At 73.3% G+C, this 19,904-nt stretch carries 16 protein-coding genes and 1 pseudogene; 7 read left to right on the top strand and 10 right to left on the bottom strand.

Going from position 1 to position 19,904, the window contains the following annotated elements:
• The 3 genes from ABFY07_RS41450 to ABFY07_RS41440 all read right to left on the bottom strand — a co-directional run.
• The coding region (locus ABFY07_RS41450; protein WP_346179414.1) for an energy-coupling factor ABC transporter permease at positions 1-893 on the bottom strand (893 nt) is incomplete at its 3' end.
• A 266-nt stretch (positions 894-1,159) separates the two neighbouring features.
• On the bottom strand, positions 1,160-3,445 hold the full coding sequence (locus ABFY07_RS41445) for an MMPL family transporter (protein WP_346179413.1): 2,286 nt from the start codon (positions 3,443-3,445) through the stop codon (positions 1,160-1,162).
• A 129-nt stretch (positions 3,446-3,574) separates the two neighbouring features.
• Positions 3,575-4,189: a TetR/AcrR family transcriptional regulator gene (locus ABFY07_RS41440; RefSeq protein ID WP_346179412.1), complete on the bottom strand. Its 615-nt coding sequence runs from the start codon at positions 4,187-4,189 to the stop codon at positions 3,575-3,577.
• Between the two features lie 162 nt (positions 4,190-4,351).
• Here ABFY07_RS41440 and ABFY07_RS41435 point away from each other — a divergent pair, with 162 nt between their 5' ends.
• Positions 4,352-7,756, top strand: a complete 3,405-nt coding sequence (locus tag ABFY07_RS41435; protein WP_346179411.1) for a S41 family peptidase — start codon at positions 4,352-4,354, stop codon at positions 7,754-7,756.
• Positions 7,757-7,858: 102 nt separating this feature from the next.
• Here ABFY07_RS41435 and ABFY07_RS41430 read toward each other — a convergent pair whose 3' ends face one another.
• The 4 genes from ABFY07_RS41430 to ABFY07_RS41415 all read right to left on the bottom strand — a co-directional run bounded on the left by ABFY07_RS41430 (position 7,859) and on the right by ABFY07_RS41415 (position 11,626).
• Positions 7,859-8,059, bottom strand: a complete 201-nt coding sequence (locus ABFY07_RS41430; RefSeq protein WP_346179410.1) for a hypothetical protein — start codon at positions 8,057-8,059, stop codon at positions 7,859-7,861.
• Between the two features lie 86 nt (positions 8,060-8,145).
• Complete coding sequence (locus tag ABFY07_RS41425) at positions 8,146-9,039, bottom strand: SDR family oxidoreductase (protein ID WP_346179409.1); 894 nt, start codon at positions 9,037-9,039, stop codon at positions 8,146-8,148.
• Entirely contained in the window at positions 9,036-10,019 is a 984-nt protein-coding gene (locus ABFY07_RS41420; protein WP_346179408.1) for an alpha/beta fold hydrolase, read from the bottom strand. Before ABFY07_RS41420 ends, ABFY07_RS41425 begins: the two co-directional genes overlap by 4 nt.
• Positions 10,016-11,626: a flavin-containing monooxygenase gene (locus ABFY07_RS41415; RefSeq protein ID WP_346179407.1), complete on the bottom strand. Its 1,611-nt coding sequence runs from the start codon at positions 11,624-11,626 to the stop codon at positions 10,016-10,018. Before ABFY07_RS41415 ends, ABFY07_RS41420 begins: the two co-directional genes overlap by 4 nt.
• Before the next feature lie 145 nt (positions 11,627-11,771).
• On the opposite strand from ABFY07_RS41415, the gene ABFY07_RS41410 reads away from it, so the two are divergent.
• Both ABFY07_RS41410 and ABFY07_RS41405 read left to right on the top strand, forming a co-directional pair.
• Positions 11,772-12,557, top strand: a complete 786-nt coding sequence (locus ABFY07_RS41410) for a MerR family transcriptional regulator (protein WP_428837103.1) — start codon at positions 11,772-11,774, stop codon at positions 12,555-12,557.
• Between the two features lie 57 nt (positions 12,558-12,614).
• The gene (locus ABFY07_RS41405; RefSeq protein WP_346179406.1) at positions 12,615-12,797 is read left to right on the top strand and encodes a hypothetical protein; all 183 of its coding nucleotides are present in this window, start codon (positions 12,615-12,617) and stop codon (positions 12,795-12,797) included.
• Positions 12,798-12,803: 6 nt separating this feature from the next.
• On the opposite strand, the gene ABFY07_RS41400 is transcribed toward ABFY07_RS41405, so the two are convergent.
• The gene (locus ABFY07_RS41400; protein WP_428837104.1) at positions 12,804-14,474 is read right to left on the bottom strand and encodes an immunity 49 family protein; all 1,671 of its coding nucleotides are present in this window, start codon (positions 14,472-14,474) and stop codon (positions 12,804-12,806) included.
• A 219-nt stretch (positions 14,475-14,693) separates the two neighbouring features.
• Here ABFY07_RS41400 and ABFY07_RS41395 point away from each other — a divergent pair, with 219 nt between their 5' ends.
• A complete protein-coding gene (locus ABFY07_RS41395) occupies positions 14,694-16,259 on the top strand; it encodes a serine/threonine protein kinase (RefSeq protein WP_346179404.1) in 1,566 nt (521 codons plus the stop codon).
• Positions 16,260-16,654: 395 nt separating this feature from the next.
• Here ABFY07_RS41395 and ABFY07_RS43355 read toward each other — a convergent pair.
• A pseudogene (locus tag ABFY07_RS43355) lies at positions 16,655-16,918 on the bottom strand (NAD(P)-binding domain-containing protein); the annotation flags it as partial.
• 103 nt (positions 16,919-17,021) lie between these two features.
• Between ABFY07_RS43355 and ABFY07_RS41385 the strand changes: the two are divergent.
• Positions 17,022-17,450 (top strand): winged helix-turn-helix transcriptional regulator, encoded by a 429-nt coding sequence (locus ABFY07_RS41385; RefSeq protein WP_346179402.1) that lies wholly within the window; start codon positions 17,022-17,024, stop codon positions 17,448-17,450.
• Here the strand turns inward: ABFY07_RS41385 and ABFY07_RS41380 are convergent.
• A complete protein-coding gene (locus ABFY07_RS41380; protein ID WP_346179401.1) occupies positions 17,447-18,259 on the bottom strand; it encodes an NAD(P)H-dependent oxidoreductase in 813 nt (270 codons plus the stop codon). The genes ABFY07_RS41385 and ABFY07_RS41380 overlap by 4 nt on opposite strands.
• Before the next feature lie 114 nt (positions 18,260-18,373).
• Between ABFY07_RS41380 and ABFY07_RS41375 the strand changes: the two genes are divergently transcribed.
• Positions 18,374-19,282: a helix-turn-helix domain-containing protein gene (locus tag ABFY07_RS41375; RefSeq protein ID WP_346179400.1), complete on the top strand. Its 909-nt coding sequence runs from the start codon at positions 18,374-18,376 to the stop codon at positions 19,280-19,282.
• Positions 19,283-19,468: 186 nt separating this feature from the next.
• The coding region (locus ABFY07_RS41370) for a helix-turn-helix domain-containing protein (protein ID WP_346179399.1) at positions 19,469-19,904 on the top strand (436 nt) is incomplete at its 3' end.

Genomic DNA, 19,904 nt, shown 5'->3' with positions numbered 1-19,904 from the left:
GTCCCGGCCGGAGCGGCCCCGGGCGCCGCGTCCGCGCGGCCCGGCGCGGCCTCCGCCGTCGCGGGCGCCGCCAGGCCGGGGGTCGCGGGCGCGGCCACCGTGGCGGTGCGGATTTCCAGGGTGCGGGTCAGCCCCCGGGCGCCGTAGACCAGGTCGGGGCGTACGGCGACGACCGCGCCCACCGTCAGGGCGGTGATCGCGGCCTCGCCGATGCCGATCAGCAGATGCACACCGACCATGGCGGTGAAGACCTTGCCGAGCGAGACGTGGGCCGTGCCGCCGAGGGCGTAGATCGCGGTGAAGGCGACGGCCGCGGCGGGGACGGACACCAGCGCGGCGACGAAGGAGGCCACGGTCACCGAGCGGCGGCGCCGGGGGGTGAGCTTCAGGAGGCCGCGGAAGACGGCGTAGGCCACCACCGTGGTGACCACCGCCATGTCCGTGATGTTGACGCCGAGCGCGGTGAGGCCGCCGTCGGCGAAGAGGACGCCCTGCATGAGCAGGACCACGGAGACGCACAGAACGCCCGTGTACGGGCCGACGAGTATCGCCGCCAGCGCCCCGCCGAGCAGATGCCCGCTGGTCCCCGCAGCGACCGGGAAGTTCAGCATCTGTACGGCGAAGATGAACGCGGCCACGAGCCCGGCCAGCGGGGCGGTGCGCTCACCCACCGAGCCCACCGAGCCCACCGAGCCCACCGAACCGACCGAACCGGCCGAACCGGCCGAACCGACGGAACCGGACGAGGCGCCCGAGGCCCCCGAGCCGACCGCCCCTCCGCCCTCCCCCAGTTCGCGCCGCGCGCCGCGCAGGCTGACCGCGACCGCCACGGCCGCGATCGCGCCGGTCGCCACGGACACCGGGGCGTCGATGAATCCGTCGGGGACATGCATGACGGGGGCTCCGCTTCTGCGCCGGGGGTGTCCGCTTCATCCGCGGAATCCGTTAATCCGGTTGATCCGCCCGATGATGGTAACCCGTTATTGCAACCAATTCGCAAGAGCGCTCTACCCGCGAAAATCACCGCCCACACGCCGCCCAGCCCCCGCGTTCCCGCCCCGCCGCGCACCCCGCACACACGACGGCGGCCCTCCGCGCACTCGCGAAGGGCCGCCGCCACACCGGGGCCGGGCTCTCACACCCGGCCTCACCTCGGGTCCTACACCCGGGTCAGATCCGCGTCGGAGTCCCGCACGTCCCGCGCGCCCCGCTCATCGCGGCCCGCCTCGGGGCCCGACCCGAGCTGCTTGCGCAGGCCCTCGCCCTCCACGTCCACGTTCGGCAGCGCCTTGTCGAGCCAGCGCGGCAGCCACCACGCGGACTTGCCGAGCAGGGCGAGCACCGCCGGGACGATGGCCATGCGGACGATGAACGCGTCGAAGAACACCGCGATGGCCAGGCCGAAGCCGATCATCTTCACCATCGACTCGGACGAGCCGATGAATCCGGCGAAGACGCTGATCATGATGACCGCGGCCGCGGTCACCACCCGGGCGCCGTGCTTGAAGCCCGTGACGACGGCCTGGCCCGGCCGCTCGCCGTGGACGTACGCCTCGCGCATCCGGGTCACCAGGAAGACCTCGTAGTCCATCGCCAGGCCGAAGACCACGCCGATCATGAAGATCGGCATCATGCTCATGATCGGGCCGGGCTCCTCGACGTTGAACAGGCTCCCGCCCCAGCCCCACTGGAAGACCGCGACGACCGCGCCCAGCGCCGCCACGACGGACAGCAGGAAGCCGAGCGCCGCCTTGAGCGGCACCAGCAGCGACCGGAAGACGACCATCAGCAGCAGGAAGGCCAGGCCGACGACCAGCGCCAGGTAGGGCAGCAGGGCGTCGTTGAGCTTCTGCGAGATGTCGATGTTCATCGCCGTCTGGCCGGTCACCAGCACCTCGGCGCCGGTCCCGGCCTTGAGGGACGCGGCCTTGTCGCGGATGTGGTGCACCACGTCCTCGGTGTCCACGCTGCTCGGCTTGTACTTGGAGATGACCGTCAGGGTCGCGGTGTCGCCGTCCTTGTTGATGAACTGCGGCTTGCTGACCGCGGCGACGCCGTCCACGTCGTGGATGGTCTTGCGGACCTGCTCCGCGGCGCCCTTGGGGTCGTCGCTGCCCTTGGCGTCGACCATCACCATCAGCGGCCCGTTCATGCCGGGGCCGAAGCCGTCGGAGATCAGGTCGTACGCCTTGCGCTTGGTGGTGTCGGTCGGCTGCGAGCCGTCGTCGGGCAGGCCGAGCTCCAGGCTCGCCGCGGGGAGCGCGGCGGCGCCCAGCCCCAGCACGCCCACCAGCAGCACCACGACCGGGCGGCGCAGCACGAAGCGGGACCAGCGGGTGCCCGCGTTGGGCTTCTCCTCGCCCTGGGCCTGACCCGGCCGGCCCTCCGCGCCCTGCTCGGCGGCCTTCGCGGCCTTGGCGGCCTTGCGGGCCTTGCGGCTGACCACCTTGTTGCCCGCGAAGCCGAGCAGCGCCGGGATGAGGGTGATCGCGATGAGGACGGCGATCACCACCGTGCCCGCCGCGGCGAAGCCCATCTTGGACAGCACCGGGATGTTGACGACCGCGAGACCGGCCAGGGCGATGACGACGGTGAGCCCGGCGAAGACCACCGCGGAGCCCGCGGTGCCCACCGCGCGCCCGGCGGCCTCCTCCCGCTCCTGCCCCTCGGCCAGTTCGGCCCGGTAGCGGGAGACGATGAACAGCGCGTAGTCGATGCCGACCGCGAGGCCGATCATCATCGCGAGCGTCGAGGTGGTGCTGGACAGCCCGAGGGTGGTGGCGAGGGCGGTGATCGACGAGATGCCGATGCCGACCCCGATGATCGCGGTGAGCAGCGGAAGTCCGGCGGCGACCAGGGAGCCGAAGGTGATGAGGAGGACGACCGCCGAGATCGCGATGCCGATGACCTCCGTGGCGCCGGTCTCGGGCATCTGCTCCAGCGCGTCACCGCCGATCTCGACCGTCAGCCCCGAGTCGCGGGCCTCCTGGCCCGCCTCCTTGAGGGCGTCCCGGGTCTTGTCGTGCAGCTCCATGGCGCTGACCTTGTAGGAGGTCAGGATGTACGCCGTGTCGCCCTTCTTGCTGACCGCGCCCGTCTTGTAGGGGTCGGCGACCGAGGCGACCTCGTCGGAGCCGGACTTGAGCTCGCGGACGGTCTTCTCGACCGCGGCCTTGTTGGCCTTGTCGGTCATCTTCTCGCCCTTGGGCGCGTGGAAGACCACGCGCGCGGTGGCGCCCTGGGGGTTGCCGCCCGGGGATCGCTGCTCCAGCAGGTCGAAGGCCTTCTGGGCCTCCGTGCCGGGAATGGAGAAGTTGTCGTTGGCCGGCGGCGAGGCGGTGGCGGCCCCGACACCGGCGACCGCGAGGAGCGCCACCCATATGAGGGCGACGAACCGGCGTCGCCGGAAGGCGAATCGGCCGAGTTTGTAGAGGAACGTGGCCACGAGGAGAGGTGCTCCCGTCGAGTAGGCGTTACTGGCAGGGGTGGGGAACCAGACGGCGACGAGAGCGGCGCGCCGGCTGGAGCTCTATGGGGTTGTGGGTGGTGCGGGGGGAGTGGGGGGAGGGGTGCCTCAGGGGGAGGCCGGGGAGGCCGGGGACGGCACGCCGAGTGCGGGGAGGATCACGGCGTCGATGTAGTCGAAGAGGTAGGCCATGTCCGCCTCCTTGGCCTCGACCAGGGGCCGGGTGGTGAAGGCGCCCACCAACATGTGCACGGTGTAGTGGAGGGCGGGGCGGTCCGGGGCGACCTCCCCGCGCTCGACGGCCCGCCGGAGCACCGTCTCGAAGGCGGCTAGTTCGTGCTCGACCATCAGTTCACGCAGCGCCTCGAGCAGATCGGGGTTGTGGTGGACGGCGAGGGCCAGCCCGCGCAGCAGGGCCGCGTCGCGCTCCCGGGCCTCGTCGCCGCACCGCACCATCTCGCGCAGGTCGCCGCGCAGCGAGCCCGTGTCGATGTCGGCGAGCGAGACGGGCTTGGATTGGCGCAGCGCGGTTGCGACGAGCTGCGGCTTGCCCTTCCACTGCCGGTAGAGCGTGGCCTTGCTGGAGTGGGTACGGGCCGCGACGGCGTCCATGGTGAGCGCGTCGTAGCCGACCTCGGTGAGCAGGTCCATGACGGCTTCGTACAGCTCGCTCTCCCGCTCGGGGGACAGCCTGCTGCGGCGTCGGTCCACTGCCTGCATCATGCCCTCCTTCCCGAACATGCGAGCGCGCGAACGAAACGGTTTCGTACACCACAAGGGTACGCCCAGTTCGGCGGAGCATCGCGCGAAACGGGCCCGTTTCGGTCGTGGGATGCGTCACAAGACCGAGTTGCCCCGAACGGGTGGTCCCGGAAGGATGGTCAGGTGAGTGATGGTCTGTCGAACACCCCGGGCCCGGCCGCCGGCGCTTATCTCCGATTCCCGCATCTGCACGACGACTTGCTCTGTTTCGCCGCCGAGGACGACCTGTGGGTCGCACCGCTGCCCGCGCCCGGCGAGCCCCCCGGGCGGGCCTGGCGGCTGACGGTCGACCGGACGCGGGTGGGGCACCCGCGCTTCTCCCCCGACGGCTCCCACATCGCCTACACGACCTGGCGCAGCCTCGACCCGGAGATCCATCTCGTCCCGGTCGACGGCGGCCCGGCGCGCCGGCTGACGTACTGGGGCGGCATCGACGCCCGGGTCTGCGGCTGGACGCCCCCCGACCAGGACGGCACCTCCCAGATCCTGGCCGTCTCCTCCCACGGCCAGCCGTTCTCGTACTTCTCCTGGGCCTACAGCCTGCCCACCGACGGCAGCCCCGGCGGACAGCTGCCCTGGGGCCCGGTCTCCGGCATCGCGGTCGCCGACTTCGACGGCGAGCGCCGCACCCTGCTGCTGACCGGCACTCCCCCGCACGAGCCCGCCTCCTGGAAGCGCTACCGGGGCGGCGCGACGGGCCGGCTGTGGCTGCACGGCACGCGCCTGGTGCCGGAGCTGAACGGGCACCTGGACTCGCCCATGTTCGTCGCGGGCCGGATCGCCTTCCTCTCCGACCACGAGGGCATCGGCAACCTCTACTCCTGTCTGCCCGACGGCTCGGACCTGCGGCGCCACACCGACCACGCCGACTTCTACGCCCGGCACGCCTCGACCGACGGCTCGCGCGTCGTCTACCAGTGCGCCGGCGATCTGTGGCTGGTGGACGACCTGGGCCCGCGCGCCGAGCCGCGCCGTCTCGACGTGCGGCTCGGCGGGGCGCGCACCGGACGGCGCCCGTACCAGGTCCCGGCCTCCTCCCACATCAACGGCCTCTCGGTGGACACCACGGGCCGGGCGAGCGCGGTGTGCGTACGGGGCAGCCTGTACTGGCTGACCCACCGGGACGGCCCCGCCAGGACCCTCGCCGACACCCCCGGGGTGCGGGTGCGGCTGCCGGAGATGCTGGGCGACAGCGGGCGGGTGGCGTATGTGACGGACGCCGGGGGCGAGGACGCCATCGAGATCGCGTACCTGCCGCGCGCGAGCGGCCCGGAGGAGCGGCGGCGGCTGGCCTCGGGCCGGCTCGGACGGGTGCGCGAGATGGTCGCGTCGCCGGACGGCACCCGGCTCGCGGTGGCCTCGCACGACGGGCGGCTGCTGCTGATCGACACCTCGCCGGACACGGTGCCCACGGTGCCGCCGGTGGAGGACACGGGGTCACCGGACGGAGCACCGGACGCCTCAGCCGGCACGCCCGAGGGCGGCAAGGAGGGCGGCGAGGAGGGCGGCGACGAGGTCAGCGAGCTGATCCGGTCGGTGAACGGCCCGGTGCGCGAGCTGGCCTTCTCCCCCGACTCCGGCTGGCTGGCCTGGTCGCACCCCGGCATCGGCCGCACCCTGCGCCAGATAAAGATCGCGCGGCTCTCGGACCGGACGGTCGTGGACGTGACCAGCGGGCGGTTCGAGGACGAGGAGCCGGTCTTCACGCGCGACGGCCGGTATCTGGCGTTCCTGTCCTGGCGCGGCTTCGACCCGGTCTACGACGTGCACACCGGCGACCTGTCCTTCCCGCTCGGCTGCCGCCCCTACCTCGTACCGCTGTCCTCCGCCACCCCCTCCCCCTTCGCGCTCTCCCCCGAGGGCCGCCCGGCCGCGGGCGGCCTCGACCTGGACGGCGAGGGCGAGGGGGACACCGAGGGCACGGTCACGATCGAGGTGGAGGGGCTGTCCAGCCGGGTCACGGCCTTCCCGGTGGCCGCCTCCAAGTACTCGGGCCTGCGCCCGGTCAGCGGCGGCGGGCTGGTGTGGCTGCGCTGGCCCATCTCCGGCGCGCTCGGCGAGACCTTCGCCAACCCGGCCGAGACCTCCTCCCGCCCCACCCTCGAACACTTCGACCTGGTCAAGGCCAAGCGCACCGAACTCACCGGCGAGCTGGACTGGTTCGAGGTCAGCGGCGACGGCACCCGCCTGGTGGTCAACGACGACGGCGATCTGCGGGCGGTGCCCGCCACCGAGAGCGCCGACAGCGATTCGACCGTCCACATCGACATGCGGCGGATCCAGCACACCGTCGACCCGGCCGCCGAGTGGCGGCAGGCGTATGACGAGGCGGGCCGGATCACCCGCGCCTACTACTGGGAGCCCGACATGTGCGGCGTCGACTGGGACGCGGCGCTCGCCCAGTACCGCCCGCTGGTCGAACGGGTCGCCTCCCCCGACGAGTTCGCCGATCTGCTGCGCGAGGTCCAGGGCGAACTCGGCACCTCCCACGCGTATGTCATCCCGGCCCGCCGCAACGAGGGCCCGGGCCACTACCAGCGCCCCTTCGGACTGCTCGGCGCCAACTTCGCGCGCACCAAGGATGGCGCCTGGATCGTCTCCCGCATCCTGCCCGGCGAGTCCTCCGACTCCCGGGCACGCTCGCCGCTCGCCGGCACCGGGATCCGCGACGGCGCCACCCTCACTCATGTCGACGGCCGCCCGGTGGACCCGGTGGCCGGCCCCTACCCGCTGCTCACCGCCGCCGGCGGCACCACGGTCGAGCTCACCTTCCTGCCCGCCGACGGGGAGGGCCCGCCGCGCCGGGTCGCGGTGCAGCCGCTCATCGACGACCGGCCGCTGCGCTACCAGGACTGGGTGGCCAAGCGGCGCGCGGTGGTGCGCGAGCTGAGCGACGGGCGGTGCGGCTATCTGCACATCCCCGACATGGGTGGCTCCGGCTGGGCCCAGTTCAACCGCGATGTGCGCCGCGAGGTGTCGTTCCCGGCGCTGATCGTGGACGTACGGGGCAACGCGGGCGGCAACATCAGCGAGCTCGTCGTCGAGAAGCTCACCCGCGTCATCATGGGCTGGGACCTCACCCGCCACGCCCAGCCCGTCTCGTACACCAGCAACGCGCCGCGCGGGCCGATCGTCGCGGTCGCCGACGAGATGACCTCTTCCGACGGCGACATGATCACGGCGGCCTTCAAGATCCAGGGCATCGGCCCGGTGGTGGGCCTGCGCACCTGGGGCGGCGTCGTCGGCATGACCGGCCACCACGAGCTGGGGGACGGCACCTCGATCACGGTGCCGATGAACGCGGCCTGGTTCGACGCGTACGGGTGGGGGGTCGAGAACTACGGCGTGGAGCCGGACATCGAGGCGCCGCGCTCGCCGCTGGACTGGGCGGAGGGCCGCCACCCGCAGCTCGGCGTCGCGGTGCGCACGGCGCTCGACCTGCTGGAGCGGCACCCGGCCGCGACGCCACCGGACTACTCGGACGTGCCGGACCTGCGGCGTCCGAAGCTGCCGCCGAGAAGCGGCTGACCCCCCGGTCCCACCCGCGTCCGATCCCACCCGCGTACGAGACAGGGCGTACGCGGGTGGGGCGCGTTCGCGGAACCGGACGCGCCCCTGGGCCCACCGAGGTCACATGTCCTCGAAGGGCTCCTGGTCCTCGATGCCCTCTTCCCGCTCCCGGGCCGGACGCCCGCCGGTCTCGCGCGGCGGCTGCTCGCGCCGGGGCTGCTGCGACTGCCCCCGGCCGGGTCGCGCCTCCTCGGTCCGGTCGCCCTGCGCCTTGCGCCTGCTCTGCCGGGCCTTCTCGTTGAACTGGTCCTTGCTGGCCATCGGTGTCACTCCTCAGGGGGTGGCGGAGGATGGGCCCGACCAGCGTGACATGCGGGGACGTACGCCGCATTTCGACCATGGGCCTCTCATGGGCGCTCGCTCCGCGCCTTGTCGTCCGCCTCACCGCCCGCCCCCACCAGCCCGGTACGCCGCTCGCGCGTCGCCGCGAGCAGGGGCTCGTAGCGGCGCATGTCGCGCTGCGCGAGGGTGCCGATCAGCGCGGGCAGGACGCCCCGCACCGGCTGCATGCCGCGCAGCCACCACTGCCCGTACACATGTGTCGCCCGGCGCTCGATCCCGGCCACCAGCCGGTCGGTGGCCGGACCGAGCGGGCAGGTGCGGTTGACGGGCCAGGGCAGCCGGCCCCGCAGCTCCCGCAGCACGTCGTCCCGCTCGAAGCCGCGCACCATGTCGGTGTCGGTGAAGCTGAGGTAGGCCACGCCGACCCGTACCCCGCGATGGCCCACCTCGGCGCGCAGACAGTGCGCGTACGCCTCGACCCCGGACTTGGACGCGCAGTACGCGGACATCATCGGCGCGGGCGTGATCGCGGCGAGCGAGGCGATCTGCAGCAGATAGCCACGGCTCTCCAGCAGCGCGGGCAGGAACGCGCGGGCGGTCGTGGCGCTGCCCAGCAGATTGACCTCGATGACGCGCCGCCAGGCCGCCTCGTCGGTGTCCGGGAACGGACCGGCCTGGGCCACCCCGGCGTTGGCGACGACGATGTCCACCCCGCCGAAGCGCTCGGCGACCTCCCCGGCCACCCGGGCCATCGCCTCGTGGTCGGTGACATCGGCGTGCCAGTACGCGGCCTCGGTGCCGAGGCCCGCCGCCACCCGCCGCAGCCCGTCGGGTTCCAGCCCGACCAGCGCCAGCCTCGCCCCGCGCGCGGACAGCTTGCGCGCGAGCGACTCCCCCACGCCCCGCGCCGCGCCCGTCACGACGGCGACCCTGCCTTCCAGACTCCCGCGCGCACTCATGTCGTCGGCTCCTTGGTGGTCTCGGTCCCGGTCCCGCCTGTCCGCTCTACGTCCTGCCCTGCCGCCTCCCGCCCGTACGTCGCCACCAGGTCGCGGATCACCCGGCTCACCGCCGCCGGGTCCTCGACGGGCGACATGTGGCCGAGCCCGTCGAGTTCCGTGAGGCCCACGCAGCGGGGCAGCCGGGCCGCCAGCGAGCGGGCGTGTTCCGGCGGGGTCAGCCGGTCGGCGGTGCCGGCGAGGACGGCGGTCGGCAGGGCCAGCCGCCCCACCTCCGCTTCGAGGTCCAGCTCGCCGATGACCCGCGCCCACGCGGCCCGCACCGCCCTGGGGCAGGCGTGCACGATGCCCGCGCAGGCCGCCACCGCGGCGGGACCCGCGGCCGGGCCCATCGTCACGTACTTCACCAGGCGCCTGGACAGCGGCGTGACCGGCCCGAACGGCGCGCTGGAGCACAGCAGGGCGCGCTGCACCCGGGTGCGCAGGCGCTCGCCGCGCAGCGGCACGACCCGGCCCCGGTCGATCAGCCGGGAGGCGCCGGTGTTGCACAGCAGCGCGGCCGCCGCGCGCTCGCGCAGCTGCGGCCGGTCGGCGGCCGCCATCAGCGTCATGCCGCCCATGGAGTGACCCACCACGACGGCCCGCTCCCCGGCCGCGAGTGTCTGCTCCAGCACCGCCGCCAGGTCGTCGGCGAGCGCGTGGGTGCTGTAGCCGCCGGGGCCGACGGCCGGGCTGCGGCCGTGGCCGCGCTGGTCGTAGAGGGCGATCCGGTGATCGGCGGCCAGCTCGCGGACGACGGGGGCCCAGAAGGCGGTCGAGCAGGTCCAGCCGTGCACCAGCACGACGGCCGGGGCGCCCTCGGGGCCGTGCAGCTCGGCGTGCAGGCGGGAGCCGTCGGCGGAGACGACGGACAGTTCGCTCACGGCGGTGGGCGGCGCGTACGGCCCCGAGGCGAGGAGCCGCGCCGGGCGGCGCCTCACCACGCCCTCCGCCCCGCGCCGGAACCCGCGCCCACCGCGCCCGAGCCCGTGCCCGTCTCCGCGTGCGCGTCCGCGTCTCGCGCGGTGTCCCGCGCGGTGTCGGGTGGTGCCTCCCGCTCCGGCCTCAGCACCCGGTACTCGGTCACGTCCACCCGCCGCGTGGCCCTGCGGAACTCCGCCGTGGTCCCCGGCCACACCGTCGTATTGAGCCCGTCCTGCAAGTACCAGCTGTCGCAGCCGCCCACGTTCCACACCGAACGGCTCAGCCGCTCCCGCATCCGGTCGGTCCAGGCGCGCACCGCCGAGGGCCGGGCGTCCAGCGCGACCTTTCCGCCCGCGCCGGCGCCCAGCACGTCCAACTGCCGCATGAAGTCGACCAGATACGCGAGCTGTGCCTCGATGACGAGGATCATCGAGCTGGTCCCCAGGCCCGTGTTGGGCCCGATGATGGTCAGGAAGTTCGGGAAGCCCGCCGCACTCGTCCCGCGCAGCGCCGCCATGCCGTCCCGCCACTCCTCGGCGAGCGTGGTCCCGTACGCCCCGGTCACCCGCCGCGCGATCGGCATGTCGGTCACGTGGAAGCCGGTGCCGAAGATGATCGCGTCGGCCTCGGTCTCGGTGCCGTCGGCGGCCACGAGCGTGGAGCCGCGCACCTCCTTCAGCCCGGCCGCGACGACATCGACGTGCGGCTGGGCCAGCGCCGGGTAGTAGTCGCCGGACAGCAGGACACGCTTGCAGCCGAGCCGGTAGTCGGGGGTCAGCCGCGCCCGCAGGGCCGGGTCGTCGATGGCCCGCCGCATGTGGCGCAGGGCCACCCGCTCCACCAGCCGCAGCGCGTCGGGCCGCTTGGTGAAGGCGCCCGTCTGGAGCTCCCGGACCGCCCACAGCGCCGCCCGCCGCAGCGCGCGGGTCGCCGGGACCCTGGTGTGCAGCCACTGTTCGGCCGCCGAGATACGGCGGTCCATGCGCGGCAGCACCCAGGCCGGGGTGCGCTGGAAGAGGGTCAGCCGGGCCACCTCCCGCTGGATGGCGGGCACGATCTGGATGGCGGAGGCGCCGGTGCCGATCACCGCGACCCGCTTGCCGCGCAGGTCGTAGCCGTGGTCCCAGCGGGAGGAGTGGAAGACCGCGCCGGGGAAGCCGGCCAGGCCGGGGATGTCGGGGATCCTCGGGTCGGACAGCGGCCCGGTGGCGCTGACCACGACATCGGCGGTCAGCGGGCCCGACGCGGTGTCGATCTCCCAGTGCAGCGCGCGCGAGTCCCAGCGCAGGGCCCGCACCTCGGCGTCGAAGCGGAGGTGCGGCCGCAGGCCGAACGTGTCGGTGACCCGCTCCAGATACGCGCGGATGTGCGGCTGCCCGGAGAAGTTGCGCGGCCACTCGGGGTTGGGCGCGAAGGAGAAGGAGTACAGGTGGGAGGGCACGTCGCAGGCGCAGCCCGGATAGGTGTTGTCCCGCCAGGTGCCTCCGACCGCCCCGGCCCGCTCCAGGACCACGAAGTCGGTGATCCCCGCCCGGCGCAGCCGCACGGCCGCCCCAAGACCGCCGAAGCCGGCTCCGATCACCGCCACCCGTACGTGCTCTCGCGTCAGTTCAGCGCCAGTCATGTGGCCGCCTCCCACAACACTCGGAACCGTGCCAGCAATTACTGGCACAGTTGGAGGGTAGGACAGGGAGCTACCGAGCGGTAGGGGCCGGGCGGAAGGAAGTTACCGGCGGTTCGGGCGCGCCGGCGCGGCATAGGCTGCCGAGGTGGCGACAAGCGAAGACCCCATAGCGCCGGACGGGCCGGAACCGAACGGCCCGGAGCGGAACCGCGAATACCGCATCGCGGAACTGGCCGAGGAGGCCGGGATCACCGTGCGCACCCTGCGCTTCTACCGGGAGCGCAAGCTCATCCCGCCGCCGCGCCGCGAGGGCCGCATCGCCTGGTACAACGACCACCACCTCGCCCGGCTCCGGACGATCGCGGCCCTCCTGGAGCGCGGCCACACCCTCGGCGGCATCGCCGAACTCCTCGCCGCCTTCGACGGCGGCGCCCGCGACGTCGCCGAACTCCTCGGCGTGCGGCCCGCCCCCATCCCCGTCCCCGCCTGGTCCGAGGAGACCCCCGTCCGGCTCACCCCGGAGGCCCTGGCCGACTACTTCCGGGGCGAGGCGACGCCGGAGAACCTGGCCGCCTCGCTCGACCTCGGCTATCTCGCGGTGGACGGCGACCAGTTGGTCCACGTCAGCCGCCGCCTGCTGGACGTCTCACGCGACCTGGTCGACCGGGGTCTGCCGCTGGCCGCCGTCCTGGAGGCGGCCCGCGACCTGCGCCGCCATGTGGACGCGATCGCCGAGGTGTTCGCCACCCTCCTGCGCACCACGGTCCTGGCCGAGCCCCCCTCCCGGATCGGCGAGACGCTGGAGGAGCTGCGGCCGATGGCCAAGGGCGTCGTGGACGCCGAGCTGTCGATGGCCATGGACCGCCGTATCCGCGCCGAACTCGCGGCCTGGGCCGGCGACCCGGACCGGCGGCGGCCGACCGAGCCGTGACGGTATCCGTCACCTCCCGCCCGCCCCTGACGGTTTCCCGCGCCTCTCCCCCGCCGGGTGGCACCGCCCGTCCGGCCCGCCGATCGTGAAGCCACCCGCACCGAGGACGGCCACCACCGCGCCGCCCCTCCCCCGGCCGTCAGCCGGGTGGTCGAGGCCGTCACCGGCGCGCCGGCCCGCACCTACCGCTCCTGGGCGGCCGACCACGCCGCCGACTTCAGCGCCGACTTCAGCCGGTGAGCGACGTCAGCCGGTGAGCAGCCTCGGCGGCAGATACGGGGAGACGACCCGGATGGCCCAGCCCCGGCGGCGGGCGTGGCAGACCAGGGCCAGGATGTCGAGGTTGATCGCCGCGTCGGAGTCCTCGGCGCGGTCGGCGACCTGGTAGTGGGCGCGGTGGGTTTCGAGGGCGTCGACCAGGGCCAGGTTGAAGCTCTCCTCGTCGCCCTCGACCAGCTGGGACAGCAACACGGCGGGCGGCGGGAAGAACCCCCAGGTCCTGGCCTTCTCGCAGTCCTCCAGAGCGCGGTCCGTGGCCGGTTCGGGGTCCACGCCCCGCAGATAGTCGTGCAGCGCCCGGCGGTACGAGGCGAAGGCCGAGCCGTCCCCCTCCAGTCGGGCCGACCCGCTGAGGACGAGCGCGGCGATCTCCTCCCGCCGGCCGCCGATCAGCGCGAAGTTCATGGCGGTGTGCCAGCTCCCGGGCCCCGCCTGGTCACCGTGGTAGGCGGGGTAGACGAGCGCCTCGCCGTCGATCGTCACCGCCACGTCGGTGCCGGGCTCGGCGAGCGCGGTGCGGAACAGCGCGGCGCCCAGCTCGGCGGCCAGGCGCAGATTGCCGATCTGCTGGTCCGTGACGTCGGCGGAGAGCGAGGCACGGGCCTTGAAGAGGATGTCCTGGTAGCCCATGGCGCTCGCCAGGTCCCCCGCGTAGAGCGGCTCCCCGCCCGCCGGAGCCAGGGCCTCCCTGGTGTACTTCTCGAACAGGGCCTCGCTCTCCGGGTGTACGGCCTGCGGATTCCCTGGCCGCTCGACCACCACCGGCCCGGCCGTCAGCGCCGCGACCGCGTCCGGGCGCCGGTTGCGGCCGTAACGCTCCACCCGTGGCCCGGCGGCCTCGAACCCGGTCACCAGCGCACGCGGCAGATACCCGCTGTCCACGGGCGGCTGCCAGCCCTCGCGACGACAAGCCAGCGCGGCCAGGGCCAGCGGGAGGAGCGGCAGCAGGGTGCGTGGCCTGGCCCCCGGGCCCGACATGGCGCGGTACGCCAGCAGCAGCGCGGCCAGCTCCTCGCGGAAGGAATCCCGGTCCCCGACGGTCAGGGCGCGCAGCGCGCGCAGCGCGCCGGTCTGCGGCCGGCCGAGGAGCCCGCCGCCGCCCGCCCCGTCGAGGGCCCCGATCCGGGCGAGCGCAGCGTCGAGCGCGGCGAGCTTCTGCTCCCTGGACGGCGGGTAGTCCGCGTCGTCGTCCCCCGTGTCGCCGATGACATACGCCATGAAGCCGTTGACCAGCTCCACGTCGGGCCGCCCGGCCCCGCCCCGCTGAAGCGGGCCCCGGGCGAAGTGGAACGCCTCGCCGTGCCACTCCGCCTTGTCGGAGAGCACCGCCAGACAGAAGGCGTCGAGCCAGTGGCCCAGGGAGACGGACTCCGGGCCGCCCTCGGACCCGGAGTCGTAGCTCATCCCGAAGTCCACGTAGTCGAGGAAGACCTGGAAGTGGTGGCGCGGGTAGTACGCGGCGTACGCCACGGCGCCGGCGGCGGCCTCGGTGGCGTTGTCGAGGAGGGCCTTGGCCTCGGGGGTGTCGAGGTCGGGGAACTCGACGGACAGCGCGCCCAGGCAGTCGAGGAATTCCTCGGAGATCAGCTCCCACTCGCAGGTGGTCATCCGGCCGGCCCTCGACATGGAGTGGACCATCGAGCCGATCCTGTCGGCGAAGCCCTCCCGGGCCGCCGCAACCGCCACCTCGCCCACCTGGTGTCGCTCTATCCGCACTGCCCCGCTCCCCGTTCACGCGTACGGGCCTCACCCTACGCGGACGCGCGAACGAGCTTCCGGCCTGGGAACCGGCTGCCGGTCGGGGGCGTGGTGTGACACTGGAGCGTCTGGGCGTGGACAGGTCACGAGGGGTGGCAGGTGGCAAGCATCGAACGCGGCACGGTGATCGCGGGCAAGTACGAGTTGGTCAGGCGGCTCGGCTCCGGCGGAATGGGCGAGGTGTGGGTCGGCCGGGACCGGGACCTGCACCGGGACGTCGCCATCAAATTCGTCGCCCGTGACGAGTACTTGTCGCCCGAGGTGCGGAAGCGCTTCGAACGGGAATCGATCGCCGCCGCGCAGATCAGCCACCCCCATGTGGTCGTTCTCTACGAGCGGGGCGTCCACGACGGCCTGCGGTACATGGTGATGGAGCACGTGGACGGCATCACGCTCGCGGAGCGGGTGCGCGACCAGCGGGCGATGGAGCTGTCGCCGGCGCTGGACATCGCCCGGAAAATCTGTGCCGCGCTGGTGGCGGCGCACCGGGCCAGGATCGTGCACTACGACATCAAGCCGTCGAACGTCATGCTCACCGCCGACGGGGGCGTCAAGGTCGTCGACTTCGGCATCGCCGGCTTCGCCCACACCCACACCTTCACCGTGGCCTCCACCACCGAACTGACCCCGGCCGGCACCGCGTTGTACGGGGCGCCCGAGCAGTTCCTCGACGAGCGCGGCGATGAACGCTCCGACCTGTACGCACTCGGTGGGGTCCTGTTCACCCTCCTCACCGGACAGCCGCCCTTCACCGGAAAGAGCGGCCTGTCGGTCATCCGCCGCAAACTCGACGAGGAGGCACCCGCGCTGAACCGCCTCCGCCCCGACACCCCGGAAGCCGTGAACCGCCTGGTTTCGGAGCTCCTTCAGCGTGACCCGGCGCGGCGGCCGCAGACCGCCGAAGCCGTCCACGAGCGTCTGACCGAGCTGTGCGCGTCCACTGCCGGCAGCGACGCCCGCACGGAGACACGCGTCGTCACCGGGGTGCCGCCCACTCCGACGAAGCCGGCGACAGGCACGTTCGGCCTGCGGCCCCCGGAAGAGCCGCGGAAAGGAGAGAAGCGAAAGCTCTCCCTGGTTCTCGTGGCCACCGTCGCCGCATTCGCGCTCGGCGCGGGCCTCAGCCTGCTCCTGACGTCCGGGGACGATGACGGCGGCTCTTCGCCCGACAAGAACAAGAACAGCACCAAGACGCCAGAAGTGCAGGCAAAACCCGCCGTCGTACCCGACCTCTGCGATCCCCTCGCGAAGCATCCCAAACTGAGCGAGTGGGTCCCGAACGCCAAGGCGGTACCGAACGCGAAGAGCGTGGGCGGGCCCGCGGGGAGCCAAACAGGCGTGCACTGCGATTTCGTGGGCCAGGACGAATCCGGTGGCACCGTCGAGCATTACAAACTCGACGTCACTGTCTTCGGATACAAGGACGGCAAAGCGGCCGGCGGCCGGTTCCGATCGAAAATCAAAGCGGAGGGCCACAATGCGGACGATCACACGGCGGCAGGGGAGGAGTCCTATTCCTCCGAAAGCATCCTCAGTGGGTCATATCTTTTCCGCGTCGGTCCTTACCTGGCCCAGGTGAACTGCGACGGCTACGGGGGCGGCACCACGTCGAGAGAGGTCGCCGAGTGGGTCGACGGGCAACTCCGCGCCGTCTCGGGCGGTTAGAAGTCCGGCACCCGCTACACCGACGCCGCCATGGGCACCGGAAACGCGAACCGCGGTTCCGCGCCGTCCAGCCAGGCCCCGATCGCGAAGGCCGCCGTCGCCTCCACGTACACCGCGCGGGCCAGCCCGCCGCACGGGAGGGGCGTGCACCCCATCGAGGTGATGAGCGCGGCGGTCAGGTCGAGCGCACCCGGGTCGTCGCCGCAGAACGGGACGGCCAGCGGGGCGCCCTGGAACTCGGGGCGCGGCAGAGTCCAGATGCTGTCGTGGCAGAGGTTGAACGCCTTGACGACCCGGGCGTCCGGCGCGGCGTCCGCCATCCGCCGGGCGATCGAGGTCGTGGCGCCGGTCGACAGCACCAGGCCGTCGTCGCCCGGCACGATCGGGTTGCTGCAGTCGATCACCGTACGGCCGGCGAGGACCTCCGCGAACCCTTTGACCAGCTCGGGCCCCACGTCCGCCGGGACCGCCGCCAGGACGGCCGGGCCGTACGCCGCCGCGTCGGCGAGCGTGCCGTGTCCGGCGGCGCCGATCCGCGCGGCGGTCTCCTCGGCCGCCGCGCGGTCGCGTCCGCCGACGAGGACCTCGTGCCCGGCGCGGACCCAGGCCCCGCCCAGTGTGGTGGCCATCCCGCCCGTGCCAAGAATGCCGATGCGCATGGTGCTCCCCGATCCGAGGTGAAGTGGTGAAGTGGACAGGGCGTGACTGTAGGGATTCCGACACACACCACACGGTGTCCATCGGATGGGGCATGATGCACGCATGGAGCAGCCGAACTGCCCGCAGGACGCCACCCAGGAAGACGCCGACCCCGCGTACACGGCGGACTGCCAGGCCCGCGTCGCGTTCGAGGTGCTCGCGAACCGCTGGGACAGCGTCGTGGTCTACACCCTCGGCGCCGCCGGCCCGATGCGGCCCCGGGCGCTGGTCGCCCGGATCGGCGGGATCAGCCCCAAGGTCCTCAACGACTCGCTGCGGCGCCTGGAGCACAACGGCCTGGTCGAGCGCCGTACGTACGCGGAGGCGCCGCCGCGCGTGGACTACGCGCTGACCGAGGCCGGCACCGCGCTGCTCGTCCCCATGCGGGCGATGGGCGCGTGGGCAATGCGGTACAAGGACGAGGTCCTGGCGGCGCAGGAGCGGTCCGAGGCGCGGGGGAGCGCCCCTGGGGGCGCGGCGGACACGGCCTAGTCCCGGGAGTCCCGCTGGCCGCGCGGGCGTACGTGGATGTCGAGACCGCTCGTCCCCGGCGCCTCCGCGCCCGGGAGCAGCCGCATGTCGCGGCCGTAGTCGCCGCCGGTGAGCGAGCGGTAGGCGACCGGCTCGTCGGTGAAGAGCCGGTCGAGCCGCCGCCCGTAATCCCGTTGGGTCCGCGCGAACCGCTCGTCCGACACGTCGAGCGAGCCGTACAGCGCGAAGGGTTCCAGCGGCGCCATGCCGGTGAACCAGAACAGGCCGTGCTGGAGCGGGAAGAGGACGTCGCTCAGCCGCCCGTGGATTCCCCGGTCGGCGAATGACGACTCCCGGGCACCGATGGTCACCGACAGCAGGGCCCGTCGCCCGGCCAGGGCGCCCTCGCTGTAGGGCGGGGGGACGGACGGGCCGTGGGCGAACTCGAAGGTGAACACCCGGTCGATCCAGCCCTTCATGATCGCGGGCACCGAGAACCACCACAGCGGGAACTGCAGGATCACCGCGTCCGACCAGCGCACCTTCTCCTGCTCGGCCGCGACGTCGGGCGACAGCCGCTCCTTCAGCGTGGCCTCCCCCTGGGCGGCCAGCACATCCAGCCGCCGGTCGGGGGCGTGGCCGGGGAAGTCGTCGGCGTCCACCGCCGCCTTCCACTTCATCGCGTACAGGTCGGACACCCGCACCTCGTGCCCGGCGGCGCGCAGGTGCTCGACCGCGAAGGAGGTCAGGGAGGCATTGAGCGAGCGGGATTCCGGATGGGCGCTGACGACGAGGATCTTCTTCCGCCGCTGCGGCGTGGCTTCGGTCATGGGGCCACGTTCCCCCGGGCGTGGCGCGACAGCCAGAACCCTGTTCAACCGGAGGAAGCGGCGACCGGAGGAACGGCGATCCTGGTATCGCGAGGGCCACGCATACTGGAACGCATGCGTACGGAGGACAAGGAGGACTCGGAGGACGTGGGCAGCCGCATCGACGAGATCGGCGACACCCGGCGGGCGCTCGGCGGCTTTCTGCGGGTCCGCCGGGGACGCGTCGCGCCGGAGCGCGTGGGGCTCGCCGGCGGCGGGCGCCGGCGGGTGCGCGGGCTGCGCCGCGAGGAGCTGGCCCAGCTCGCCGGGATCAGCGTGGACTACTACGTACGCCTGGAACAGGGTCGGGCCACCCAGCCCTCGCCCGAGGTGCTCGACGCGCTCGCGAAGGCGCTGTGCCTGGACGCGGCGGAGCGCCGGCACCTCGCCACCCTCGCGGGCGGCCGGGGCGGCCCCGCGCCCGAGGCCCGGGTCAGCCGCCAGCTGCGGCGGATCCTGGACGGCATGGGCGGCCTCCCCGCCTTCGCGACCAACCACCGCCTCGACGTGGTCGCCTGGAACGGCCTGGGCGCGGAGCTGGTCGGCGGGCTGGCCGACCCGCCCCGCCGCGACCGCAACCAGGCCAGGTTCATCTTCCTCGACCCCGCCTCCCGGGACGTCTTCCCCGAGTGGGAGGACCGGGCGGCGGAGACCGTGGGCCAGCTGCGGGTCTCGGCGGGCCGCTACCCCGACGACGCGGAGCTGGCCGCGCTGATCACCGAACTGTCCGCGCTCAGCGCCGACTTCCGGCGGATCTGGGCCACCGGCGAGGTCGTGATGTGCGGGGCGGGCCGCAAGCGGCTGCGGCACCCGGAGGCCGGGCCGCTCACCCTGGACTACGAGACGCTGCACGTACCGGCCGCGCCCGGCGAAACGGGCCTGGTCGTGCACGTCTTCGGCGCCGAGGAGGGCACCCGGGAAGCCGACGCACTCGCCCAACTGGCCCCAGCCGTAACGGAGGTGGCCGGGCCGCGCGCCCGGTAACGTAACGGGCCATGACAACGCCGTCTTCGAGGCGGAGGGCTGGACCCCGGCGAGGACCGGCGGCTGCGGCGGCGGGTGCGGGATGTCGTCGTACGGCATATGCGCGGCTGGGCCACGCTTGACCGGCCCGAGGACGACTGAGCGCTCCGACAACAGACACAGGCCGAACAACACGGGGGGACGAAGATGGACGGAAGGATTCCACAGCCGCGTGACGTCACGGACTCCGCGCAGTTCGTGACGGTGATGCGCCAGCTGCGGCAGTGGGCGAACCTGAGTTACCGAGAGCTGGAACGCCGCGCCACGGCGGCCGGAGACGTGCTGCCGCGCGCCACCCTCGCCGGGGCGCTGAACCGACAGGAGCTGCCCCGGGAGGACCTGGTGGCGGCCTTCGTCCGGGCGTGCGGCGGTGACGAGGCCACGGTCAGGGCATGGATCGGCGCCCGCAAGCGACTCGCTGTCGAGCTCGAGTCCCCGGTGCCGGGTGAGGCGCGTGAGGCGGAGGGAGCGGAGGGGGCGGAGCCCGAGAGCGCCAGGCCGGAGGGCGCGGCGGCGGGGGGTGCGGGAGCCGCCAGCGCGGGGGCCGAGGGCGCGGGGGCCGGTGCCGCCGGGACCGCCGGCG

Source organism: Streptomyces sparsogenes subsp. cuspidosporus (genome assembly GCF_039532705.1).
Taxonomy (GTDB): domain Bacteria; phylum Actinomycetota; class Actinomycetes; order Streptomycetales; family Streptomycetaceae; genus Streptomyces; species Streptomyces sparsogenes.
The sequence above is the reverse complement of the archived record's forward strand: the minus strand, read 5'-3'. Positions and strand labels throughout refer to the sequence as shown.

Excerpts from the sequence above, each read along its gene's own strand:
- ABFY07_RS41440 (WP_346179412.1), bottom strand. The coding sequence starts at position 4,189 with ATGATGCAGGCAGTGGACCGACGCCGCAGCAGGCTGTCCCCCGAGCGG.
- ABFY07_RS41430 (WP_346179410.1), bottom strand. The coding sequence starts at position 8,059 with ATGGCCAGCAAGGACCAGTTCAACGAGAAGGCCCGGCAGAGCAGGCGC.
- ABFY07_RS41425 (WP_346179409.1), bottom strand. The coding sequence starts at position 9,039 with ATGAGTGCGCGCGGGAGTCTGGAAGGCAGGGTCGCCGTCGTGACGGGC.
- ABFY07_RS41415 (WP_346179407.1), bottom strand. The coding sequence starts at position 11,626 with ATGACTGGCGCTGAACTGACGCGAGAGCACGTACGGGTGGCGGTGATC.
- ABFY07_RS41400 (WP_428837104.1), bottom strand. The coding sequence starts at position 14,474 with ATGGTCCACTCCATGTCGAGGGCCGGCCGGATGACCACCTGCGAGTGG.
- ABFY07_RS41385 (WP_346179402.1), top strand. The coding sequence starts at position 17,022 with ATGGAGCAGCCGAACTGCCCGCAGGACGCCACCCAGGAAGACGCCGAC.
- ABFY07_RS41380 (WP_346179401.1), bottom strand. The coding sequence starts at position 18,259 with ATGACCGAAGCCACGCCGCAGCGGCGGAAGAAGATCCTCGTCGTCAGC.
- ABFY07_RS41375 (WP_346179400.1), top strand. The coding sequence starts at position 18,374 with ATGCGTACGGAGGACAAGGAGGACTCGGAGGACGTGGGCAGCCGCATC.